Raw genomic sequence first — 9,041 nt, 5'->3', positions numbered from 1 at the left:
GTTGTCGGAGGATACGGCAATGCCGGGCCAACCCGATTGCGACACGCCGAAATCGGGCACGAGTGGCAGAGCCGCGGAGCAATGCATTATTGTTGGCTCCGAGACTTCTGGACACCGGCACGTCGAAGGCCCCAGCGTCCACTACGCAGAAACGTGGTGTCGCTAGGACCGGCGCCGGGCCGGATTGTCGTTTACGAGGGCTCCTGCGTTTCTGCTTGGCGGTAGAAGGGCGCAGGGGCTCTCGGCATGTGTGGGGTTCGTCGTCACTGCGACGGCATCAGATGGGGTTTGTGGTGCTCCTTCTGGCGTCAGCCGTGGGTACGGCTACGCGGCGGCGTGCTCAAGGGGCAGGGCGTCCTGCTGGCACGGGCGGAGGTGCGGCGGCGGGATCGTCTCGCCGCGTCCGATCGCGAGCAGGTAGTCGGCTGCGGCGTCGGCGTTCGGGAAGCCGAACTCCCGCCACTTGCCGTGGACCAGAGAGAAGGTGAAGTCCACGTAGCTGGAGAAGCTGTCGAATCCGAGCTTCTCCCACACCTCCAGGGCATGCTGGTAGACATCGGGGTGCCCGAACCTGATTGAGTGGCGGACTCCCCCCTTGGGGCGCCGTCCAGGCTTCACCTTGCTCATGGTCGCTGACTGTAGCGGGTCTTTGAATCAGAATCATGCGCCGTGCGCGGCGTGTCGCGATGTTGTTATGCGAAGTTGATCTATGTCGAGTTTCGAAGTGATCGCTTGCGTCTAGCGCTCCTCGCGCCGCTCTGTAGGCGGCTAGGGTCTCGGTCGTGACCGCCAAGCACCCTCGCTCCCCATGGAAGAAGACCCTCTCCGAAATTGTGTCCGACCTCGCTGCTCATGTGGCGGCGCGTTCCGTCGACGCGGAGGCCGTGCAAGCCCTTGCGAACGCGATGAGTGCCAGCCTCCCGCACGCCATCGAACGCCTGGACACTGCCATAGCAGCACGGAGCGCGATGGAAGCGCTCGCCGTCCTCGCCAAATATCACGGTCCCGTTCTTCGGTTGGAGCGGATGGACCAGGGTGATGCCCAAGCAGGCTCCGGAGCGGTCCAGGTGTATCTGCCGGCTGTCGCCGCCAAGGTCGCCGCCCACGCCACCGCAGTGGACACCGCGTCATCTGCTGATGAGAGTGCGGCACGTGGCGGCGTGGAGAGAGGTGAAGGTCTCGCCCGCAGGCACAGACGGATACTTGTCCAGACTCACGTGTTCCTCGTCGCGTTCATCGCGTTGAGCGGAGTTATCGCCGCCAATGAGGAGCTCGTCGACAAGCTCGGCCTGTACATGGGAGGGTCGGCGCTCACCATCGCGTGGATGTGCGCTGCGGCCGTCGGCAAGGCGTTCGACAAGCTGTACCCGGAGAACGACCACGAAGATTAGCGGGCGCTGGCACCTCTGGAGGCGAACAGCTCCCTAGCGTTCATTGGGGTAAGGCAAACGTCTTTCCGAGGCGCTTGTCCCGGCGCGCGGGCGGTCGAACTGTTCGGCGTGGTCGGGCCTGACCTTCGTGTCCCGGTAGTCGCGGGAGGGCAGCACCACTTCGAGGGTTCCTCCTCCGGCGTCGATGACGGCTTCGGCGAACAGGCTGTCGGCGCCGCGGGCGATGCAGGAGACGCCGACGATGTCACCGCCGATTGTGGTGAGATGGCGCTGGAGCGCCTCCGACACCAGCAGGGCTGTCGGCGCGGTCAAGTCCATGTGTCCCGTTACGCCGATACGCATGGCTCTCCTTCGTTCTTGAGGTGATCGATAGTTGTACAGGTATTGGTGATTCTCGGGCTCTTCTGCCCCGACAGGTCGACGTCTAGACTCCAGATCATGGGTGACGTCCGGATCAGCCTGAATGACGGCGCGACGGCCTTGCGGCTTTTCCCTGAACTCTTCGCTGTATACCGGGCCGGGTTCGGCCGGCCACCGCACGGCCAGACCGAGACCGATTTCTCGAATTTCGAGGCGCGGGCCAAACGCCAGTTCCAGCAGCCCAAGTTCGCGTTGGCGGCCGCGCATCGCGACAGCGGCCTGGTGGGGCTGTGCTTCGGCTACCCGCTTCCGGCCGACACCGGGTGGTGGCAGGGGCTGGACACACCTGCCGACGAAGACTTCTACGCGGAAGACGGCACTCGGACATGCGCGGTGATCGAGCTGGTGGTGCATCCCGACCACCACCGGCGCGGGATCGGACGTCGGCTGCTCGCCGCGTTCCTCGACAGCCGCGCCGAGACACGGGCCACGCTGGCGACCAACCCCGACGCGCCGAGCGTGCAGGAGATATACGAGCGGTGGGGGTGGCGCAAGCTGGGCAGGAAACCCGCCGGTTTCCCGACCGCGCCGACCCCGTTCTTCGACCTCTACATGATCGACCTCAGACGCTGAGAGACGATGCGCCGCGCGGTAGAGCCAGCAATTCTTTCAGTTCGAGCACGCCGTCGCGCGCCTGGTGTTTGGCGGGGATGTTCCTGACCACATCCGTGGCTACGCTGGCCACAAACGTGGTCAGTTTGCCGGGAGCGATCTCGCGGGCTATCCGCTGGGCGCGCTCCACGCCTTCGGCGACATCGCCCAGCCTCACCGACAGCAGGGCCCGGTGGAGCTCGACCATCGCTATCTGCCTGGTGTCGTCGGGGTCGTAGGCGGCCAGCGCCCGCTCTTGGGCGTGCCGGCCTTCGTCTTCCTGGCGCAGGTGGGTGAACACGTAGGAGCGGGTGTGCAGGATCGCGGCTTCGGGGAAGCCGCCGACGGTGACTCTCTCCGAGGTGACCTGGTCGGGTAGCTGCTCGAAGATTTCGGCCTGCGTGCGCAGCCAGGTGTGCGCGGCGGTGGCGTTGCCGAGTACCGCGTGGGCCTGGGCGAGAACGCTGCAGGCGTAGGCGGCGTTCCGGGTGGGCCGGCCCTGGCAGTGGTCGAATGCGGTGGTCGCGCGGGAGATCGCGACCTGGGTCCGCTTGTGGTAGAGGCAGTGCATGCCGTCGTTGCCGAGAATTTTGGCGATGATGTCCGGGTCGCCGGAGCTGTGAGCGGCTTGGCGGGCTGTCGCCCACCAGCCGCGCGCCTCGTGGATGTGGCCGGCGGACCCCATCGCGCGCGCCATGAACTCGGTGAGGTGGGCATTGACGGCGAGCCATCCGCTGACCCGGTCTGCGGGGGCCGACTGCATCTGGTCGTGGACGGCCAGGATGTCGGTGCCCAGGTCGCGGACGAGGTCCTGCATGGGATCGGTCGCGAAACGCGCGGCGTATTCCCACACCCGCTCGTGCCAGTCGTCTAATGGGGATGTCCCGAGCGCCGCGTCGACGATTCCCCGCAGTTGCTCCAGTTCCCGGATGGGCAGCGCGGCGGCGGCGCTCACCCCTGCCACTCCCATGACGAGAGTCCGGCGAAGTGCGTCCATGTCTACAGGATTCCCTACCTGACGGTCAGCTGATATGTCGTCGTCGTTACTTTCCGTGCCTGATTTACTGTTTACCTCGTCCCATTTCGCGGGAAGAGCCCCGCCGGTTCCCAGGGCTGTTTCCAAGCGGTCGACCACCCACCTGGGCATCTTCCGCTGCCCCCGCTCCATCCTTCCGATGTGGGCCCAGTCCATGTTGACCGCTGCGCCCAGGTCCCTCAGGGACATGCCTGCGGCTGAGCGCCACATCCTGAGCTGCTCACCCAGCTCCACCCAGGGAGCCATATCGTCCGAGCCTGAATGCTGGGTTTCGGTCAACCGGCCCTCCTGTGGCCAAGCGTGGCCAAGCGTGGCCACGTGTGGCCAAGGCCGTTGGCCACACGTCGGGGCTTTTATCTGCTGCTGGTCGTATGGATTATTGCCTAGCGGATCACAGTCGTTACCCGATTATGAGCAGACTGGTCGAGTAATCGGTATCCGCCGAAAAGTAAGGTCCCTGAAAAAATTCGGACCCGCGAGATGAGTCGGTTCATCAAGCGGGCCCTTGACCGGACAATCCAGACACGAGGAGGTCCGATCCAATGCGGGATACTAAGCCCCCGGAGATCCCGAGCAAAACCCCCGGCGCAGAGCCCACATGGGCGAGTAGACAGGTGCCGCTGCCCAAGCGCGTGCCCGGCGCCCACTGGCCGAGAACCTCGGCCAGAGCCCAGGTTCCGCCTGCGGACAGCCGGCTGAGCGTTGCGGCGGCCCAGCGGCTGCTGCACGCACTGCGCAACCTCCGCTTCGAGACGGCGGAAGAAGGTCGCGGTGCATGAGAACCTGGCCGGTGTCGGCCCCAAGCTGACCTCAACCGTGGCGAACGTCGCCCGCATATACGACTGCCTACTGGGCGGCAAGGACAACTACCCCGTCGATCGTGAAGCCGCTCAGCGTCTGCTGAAGGTAATGCCTGAGGCGAAGACGGCGGCATTGGAGAACAGGGCGTTCCTGGTCCGGGCAGTGCAACTTCTCGCGTCGGAGGGCCTCACCCAGTTCGTCGACCTGGGGTCGGGGCTGCCCACGCAGAGCAACGTCCACGAGGTCGCCCAGGCGGTCAACCCTGACGCCAGGGTGCTGTACGTCGATTACGATCCCGTCGTCGTCACCCACGGGCGAGCGCTGCTGGCAGCTGACGGTGTGAGCGTGCTGCACGCCGACATCTGCCGTCCGCAGCGGATCCTCGACAGTCCTGTGGTGCGTGACCTCATCGACTTCTCGCGGCCGGTCGGATTGATCGCCGTCGCGGTCTTGCACTTTGTGCCCGGAGATGAGCCCGGAGAGATCCTGGAGTGCTTCGCCGAAAGGTTCGCTGCCGGTAGTCGGCTGGTGCTGTCGCACGGCGCCACCGACGGCGTCGAGGCTGGCAACCTCGAGGAGGGCAGGCGGCTGTACCAGGAGGCGTCCGCTTCTGTACACCCCCGCACCACCAACGAGATCCGGGATCTGCTGAAGCGGTTCGGAAACCCGGACCCGCCGGGGCTGGTTCCCGTGACGACCTGGCGCCCCGATTCCTGCTGGCCGCAGGAGCCGATCCCAGAACTGCTGGGCGGCACCGCTACCAAGCCCGCCGGGACCGCCTGACCAGGTCCCTGCGGTAAGACGCGGCGCGGCGGAGGAAGGAAGCCGTACTCCGCCGCGCCGTCCCAACCCCCGCACACCGGCGTAGGACGGGTAGACGCCGGTGTGCGAGCGGCCGAAGGGCGCCTCGGCCGCCACCGCACGGATACGCGACAGCAACCGTGCGGGGCCGGTACAGCAGCTGCCGCGGGTGGCGCTGTACCGGCCGCCCGGCCCGGCAGGGCCGGGGCAGGCTCCCGCGCCGACGCAACAGTTGTCGGAGCAGCGTCGGCGTGGGCAGGCTGCGCCGCACACCAGGCACCGAGGGGGGCCTGTGTGCGGTGCGGCCGATCTCGGCAGGCGCGGAGCGCCCGCTCGTGCTCCGCGCCGTCCGGCCTGCCCGCAGGACAGCCTGCGGGCAGGTCAGGGCCCGGGGCCCGAACTCTTATCCGCAGTGCCCCGGACCTTCCCCCGCCCCCGCCTGTGAGGAAGCGCGATGGAACCCACCGGTCAAGCCGCCCCCGTCGACTGCGAGACCTGCATACCCGTGGCCGCGGGCAAGTCGCTGGCGTACCTGCCCGCGGTCGATGCGGCGCTGGTCCGCAGGTTCGTCCCGGAGCACGAGGAGGACGCCGGACTCTCTGTCGCCGCCTTCAACTCCTCCATCTGAGAAAGGGAATCACCTGTGAGAAGACCTGTGCGCGTCGCGCTGGCCGTAACCGCCGCGGCGACGGTTGTGGCTGTGCTGGCTCCGGTGGCGGGGCTGAGCCCTGCCTGTCTGCCTGCGGGTGGTGGGGCGGTGTGTGTCGAGCCCCCGTACTGCCTGGCGCGGGAGGGATGCACCCCCCGCTGAGGCCGGACGCCTGATCCTCGCGGTGGCCCTCGCCGAATCGGGGGCGGGGCCACCCTCATTCCGTTCAGGAAGCGAACATTGGAATCCTTTCTGCACGACTCGACCGTGGGCAGCATGGTGCAGGCGGGCATCGTCCACGGCGGCATCCACCTGCACAGCGCCTCCGCCCGGCCGATACCGAGGCAGTTGCCGGGCTCCACGCGGGCGTTCGCGAACCGGCGCCGCGAGCTCACCCTGCTGGACCAGGTGCTCGCCGCCGCCAACGAGGCGGCGCCGGACCTCAGAGCCCCGGCCATCGTCGTGATCCACGGGCCTGGCGGCGCGGGCAAGACGTCGCTCGCGCTGGCATGGCTCACCCGCCTCCAAGGCGGCTACGGCGACGGGCACCTGTACGCCGATCTGCGCGGGTACGCCCCCGGCCGCAAACCCTCCCCTGGCGAGGTGATGCACCGGTTCCTGAGCGCCCTGGGGGTTCCCGCCGGCCAGGTGCCGGCCAACCTGGAGGAGCAGACGGCGCTGTACCGGACGCTGACCGCCGACCAGCGGCTGATCGTGATGCTCGACGACGTCGATTCGCTGCGGCTGCTGCGGCGGGTCGCTCCGGCGTCGTCGGGGGCGCTGGTGGTGGCCACGACCAGGGTGGCGCTGCCGCCGCTGCACCTGCCGGACGCCCAGTTGCTGCCGGTGGCCGCGCTGCAGCGTGAGGAGTCGCTGGTGGTGCTGGAGCACCTGCTCGGCAGCGAGCGGGTGCGTTCGGAGCACGACGCCGCGGCCCGGTTGGCGGATGTGTGCGGCGGGCTGCCTCTGGCGCTGGCGGCGTGCGCCGCCTATCTGCGCGGCAGGCGGTGGATCACTGTCGGCCGGTTGGCCGACGACCTCGCTAACGACATCTCAAGGAGACTGACCATGACCAACGCCGGCGACGACGAGGCTGCATCGGCCGCCGCATCGGTGTTCGACGCGTCCTACCGTGCGCTGCTGAGCGGCGTGCAGCGCGCCTACCGCATCCTGGGCGCTCTGTCAGGCCCCCGGTTCACGGTAGGGGCGGTCGCCGCCGCCCTGGAGAGCAGCGAGCAGGAGGCCGAGCAGCTGCTGGACTCGCTGGCGGCCGCGTCGCTGCTGGAGCGGCGCGACGACGGCCGGTACACCTTCCATGCCCTGGTCGCCGAGCATGCGCGGACGACCGGCGAGCGGCTCGACCTGGCGCGCGACCGGCGGGAGGGCTTTCGCCGGTTCTGCGACTGGTACCTCGATCTGGCGGCCGCCGGCGATGTGGAGGCGATGCCGGACCGTCTCCGGCTCGACCGGCGGTACCACTCGGTCCGGCGGGGGGTGTTCTCTGGGGCCGCTGAGGCGCTGGACTGGCAGGAGGAGCATCTGGAGGAGCTCACCTGCGCCCAGGCCAAAGCCTTGCAGCTCGGCCTGCACGAGCACGTGGTGGTGTTCCCGGAGGTGCTGCGGTCGCTGTTCCTGCATCGCCGGCACAGCGCTGTGTGGGATGCGGTCACCGCGGCCGGGGTGGCGTCGGCGCGAGTGCTGACCGAGCCGCGGCTGCTGGGGCGGATGCTGCTCGCGCGGGCGTCCTACCTGACGCACGCGCGGGACCACACCGGGGCGACGAGCGCGTTGCGGGAGGCGGTCATGCATGCGCGGCTCGGTGACGATCTGCCGGGGGAGGCGGCCGCGCGGGAGACGATGGGGATCGTCTTCCTGAAGCGGGGCGATCTGGGCCGTGCAGAGGACGCGTTCCGCAAGGCGTACCGATTGTTCGAGGAAGCGCGGCTGCCGCGCGGTAAGGCGCTGGTGGAGCGCCGCCTCGGCGAGGTCTCCATGATGGCCGGAGAGTTCGAGGAGGCTGCGCTGCGGCTGCGCGGCGCCCACGACCGCTTCACCGAGCTGGGCGACGTCTACAACACGGCGCGGACGCTGGCCCTGACCGGGCAGGCGCTGGCGCGGACCGACGACGGGCGGCGGGAAGCCGCGCGGGTCTTGGAGGAGGCGCTGCAGGTCGCCCGGGACATCACGCATCTGCCGATGCAGGCGGAGATCCACGCGGAGCTCGCGCAGATCGCGGACAAGGACGGCAGCAAGGAGGAGGCGGCGGCCCACCTGCGGCGCGCGGCCGAGCTGTATGAGGAGCTCCACCAGGCGCCGCGAGCGTAGGCGATGCGGGAGCGTCTCGCCCCGCTCGCGACGCCCTCCTGAACTGTCCGGTCCGATCTGTCGTCGCCTCGCCGCCACTTGGCAGAGCAAGGAGGAGCCATGCCGGAACCCGCACCCGAGAAGCCGATCAGGAAGCCTTCGAGATGGCCGCGGTTCATGGACTGGCGGGAGGAGGTCGCCGCCGACAAGGAACGCCGTGCCCAGGCAGGCCGTCAGCGTGAGCTGGCCCGCATGCGCCGGCACCGTCTGCCGCTGTTCGGAGAAGAACGGGACTGAGTCGGAACCGGAGGAGTATGCTCGAAACACGTCGGCTGTGCTGGCCATCCCTTGAGGGATCGCAACGATGTTTGCCGTCGTTGCCGGCGTGAGCACTGATCATCAGCCCTGGAGGGCCACCCTCGTCCGCTGTCAGTGCGTCCTGTGGAGGACACCGTGGCCCAAACCACCGCCAGCCCGGAGCGCCCGCTCACCGCGGACGAGCTGGCGCCGTTCGTCGACTTGCTGGCCACGTGGATCGCCCGGGAGGGAGATCCCTCCCGGGAGCGGTTCTTGGCCTACCGCAGGACGGGCAACAACCCGGCCAAGCTGGCCGGGTGCCTGATGAGTGCGGCCAGCGACCTGATCGTGGCCGACAAGGCCGACTTCGCCGCTCTCCCTGTGATCGGCGGTGAGTCCTACGCCAAGCTCACCTCCCCCGCGGCGTGGCTGAGCCGGTCTGATCTGTTTTTCGGGCTGCTGGCGGAGCTGGGCAGGCGCGGCGCGGTCCTGCCGCCGCGCCATCCGGGTGACGAGGCGGAGGAGGATGTCCCCCGCTTCGAGGACCTGCCTGGTGAGCAAGACCCTGCCGGCGACTTCGCATGACACCAGCGGCAGGCGGTCGGGCGGGATCTAGTCGCCTTGCCCGGCCCACAGGTCGTCCCACACGCCGGACTCGTTGGGGTGGTCCAGCACATGCTCGACGTGGGCGAGGGGGGTGGTGAGGTGGCGGTGGCCGCCGCGTTTGGTCAGCGCCCCGGGGACGGTGATG

Annotated in this window: 11 protein-coding genes and 1 pseudogene; 8 read left to right on the top strand and 4 right to left on the bottom strand. The window is 68.6% G+C overall.

Translation table 11 applies throughout. The annotated features are described in order from the left end of the window. Positions 1–324: 324 nt before the first annotated feature. Positions 325–627, bottom strand: coding sequence for a hypothetical protein (locus BLQ73_RS30465; RefSeq protein WP_093176335.1), 303 nt, complete (start codon positions 625–627; stop codon positions 325–327). A gap of 155 nt (positions 628–782) precedes the next feature. Here BLQ73_RS30465 and BLQ73_RS30460 point away from each other — a divergent pair, with 155 nt between their 5' ends. After that, positions 783–1,391: a hypothetical protein gene (locus BLQ73_RS30460; RefSeq protein WP_143020546.1), complete on the top strand. Its 609-nt coding sequence runs from the start codon at positions 783–785 to the stop codon at positions 1,389–1,391. A 33-nt stretch (positions 1,392–1,424) separates the two neighbouring features. Here BLQ73_RS30460 and BLQ73_RS30455 read toward each other — a convergent pair whose 3' ends face one another. Next, the gene (locus BLQ73_RS30455; RefSeq protein WP_176955793.1) at positions 1,425–1,733 is read right to left on the bottom strand and encodes a hypothetical protein; all 309 of its coding nucleotides are present in this window, start codon (positions 1,731–1,733) and stop codon (positions 1,425–1,427) included. A gap of 96 nt (positions 1,734–1,829) precedes the next feature. On the opposite strand from BLQ73_RS30455, the gene BLQ73_RS30450 reads away from it, so the two are divergent. Then, on the top strand, positions 1,830–2,384 hold the full coding sequence (locus BLQ73_RS30450; RefSeq protein ID WP_143020545.1) for a GNAT family N-acetyltransferase: 555 nt from the start codon (positions 1,830–1,832) through the stop codon (positions 2,382–2,384). On the opposite strand, the gene BLQ73_RS30445 is transcribed toward BLQ73_RS30450, so the two are convergent. Then, complete coding sequence (locus tag BLQ73_RS30445; protein WP_245691560.1) at positions 2,374–3,399, bottom strand: hypothetical protein; 1,026 nt, start codon at positions 3,397–3,399, stop codon at positions 2,374–2,376. The genes BLQ73_RS30450 and BLQ73_RS30445 overlap by 11 nt on opposite strands. A 105-nt stretch (positions 3,400–3,504) precedes the next feature. Continuing rightward, positions 3,505–3,684: pseudogene (locus BLQ73_RS35225) on the bottom strand (helix-turn-helix domain-containing protein); the annotation flags it as partial. 296 nt (positions 3,685–3,980) lie between these two features. On the opposite strand from BLQ73_RS35225, the gene BLQ73_RS33015 reads away from it, so the two are divergent. The 6 genes from BLQ73_RS33015 to BLQ73_RS30430 all read left to right on the top strand — a co-directional run bounded on the left by BLQ73_RS33015 (position 3,981) and on the right by BLQ73_RS30430 (position 8,875). Beyond that, positions 3,981–4,217, top strand: a complete 237-nt coding sequence (locus BLQ73_RS33015) for a hypothetical protein (RefSeq protein ID WP_176955792.1) — start codon at positions 3,981–3,983, stop codon at positions 4,215–4,217. After that, entirely contained in the window at positions 4,210–5,022 is an 813-nt protein-coding gene (locus BLQ73_RS30440) for an SAM-dependent methyltransferase (protein WP_176955791.1), read from the top strand. Before BLQ73_RS33015 ends, BLQ73_RS30440 begins: the two co-directional genes overlap by 8 nt. Positions 5,023–5,494: 472 nt before the next feature. Further along, the gene (locus BLQ73_RS33010) at positions 5,495–5,668 is read left to right on the top strand and encodes a hypothetical protein (protein ID WP_176955790.1); all 174 of its coding nucleotides are present in this window, start codon (positions 5,495–5,497) and stop codon (positions 5,666–5,668) included. 261 nt (positions 5,669–5,929) lie between these two features. Next, complete coding sequence (locus tag BLQ73_RS30435; RefSeq protein ID WP_093176321.1) at positions 5,930–8,014, top strand: NB-ARC domain-containing protein; 2,085 nt, start codon at positions 5,930–5,932, stop codon at positions 8,012–8,014. A 99-nt stretch (positions 8,015–8,113) separates the two neighbouring features. Next, positions 8,114–8,290: a hypothetical protein gene (locus tag BLQ73_RS33005; RefSeq protein WP_176955789.1), complete on the top strand. Its 177-nt coding sequence runs from the start codon at positions 8,114–8,116 to the stop codon at positions 8,288–8,290. A gap of 156 nt (positions 8,291–8,446) precedes the next feature. Next, positions 8,447–8,875: a hypothetical protein gene (locus tag BLQ73_RS30430; protein WP_143020543.1), complete on the top strand. Its 429-nt coding sequence runs from the start codon at positions 8,447–8,449 to the stop codon at positions 8,873–8,875. Positions 8,876–9,041: the final 166 nt, after the last annotated feature.

The sequence above is a fragment of the Sinosporangium album genome (genome assembly GCF_900100605.1).
GTDB classification, from domain to species: Bacteria; Actinomycetota; Actinomycetes; order Streptosporangiales; family Streptosporangiaceae; genus Sinosporangium; species Sinosporangium album.
The sequence above is the reverse complement of the archived record's forward strand: the minus strand, read 5'-3'. Positions and strand labels throughout refer to the sequence as shown.

What these genes read in the sequence shown, in the direction of transcription:
- BLQ73_RS30465 (WP_093176335.1), bottom strand. Translation starts at nt 627, where the DNA reads ATGAGCAAGGTGAAGCCTGGACGGCGCCCCAAGGGGGGAGTCCGCCAC.
- BLQ73_RS30455 (WP_176955793.1), bottom strand. Translation starts at nt 1,733, where the DNA reads ATGCGTATCGGCGTAACGGGACACATGGACTTGACCGCGCCGACAGCC.
- BLQ73_RS33015 (WP_176955792.1), top strand. Translation starts at nt 3,981, where the DNA reads ATGCGGGATACTAAGCCCCCGGAGATCCCGAGCAAAACCCCCGGCGCA.
- BLQ73_RS30445 (WP_245691560.1), bottom strand. Translation starts at nt 3,399, where the DNA reads ATGGACGCACTTCGCCGGACTCTCGTCATGGGAGTGGCAGGGGTGAGC.
- BLQ73_RS30450 (WP_143020545.1), top strand. Translation starts at nt 1,830, where the DNA reads ATGGGTGACGTCCGGATCAGCCTGAATGACGGCGCGACGGCCTTGCGG.
- BLQ73_RS33010 (WP_176955790.1), top strand. Translation starts at nt 5,495, where the DNA reads ATGGAACCCACCGGTCAAGCCGCCCCCGTCGACTGCGAGACCTGCATA.
- BLQ73_RS33005 (WP_176955789.1), top strand. Translation starts at nt 8,114, where the DNA reads ATGCCGGAACCCGCACCCGAGAAGCCGATCAGGAAGCCTTCGAGATGG.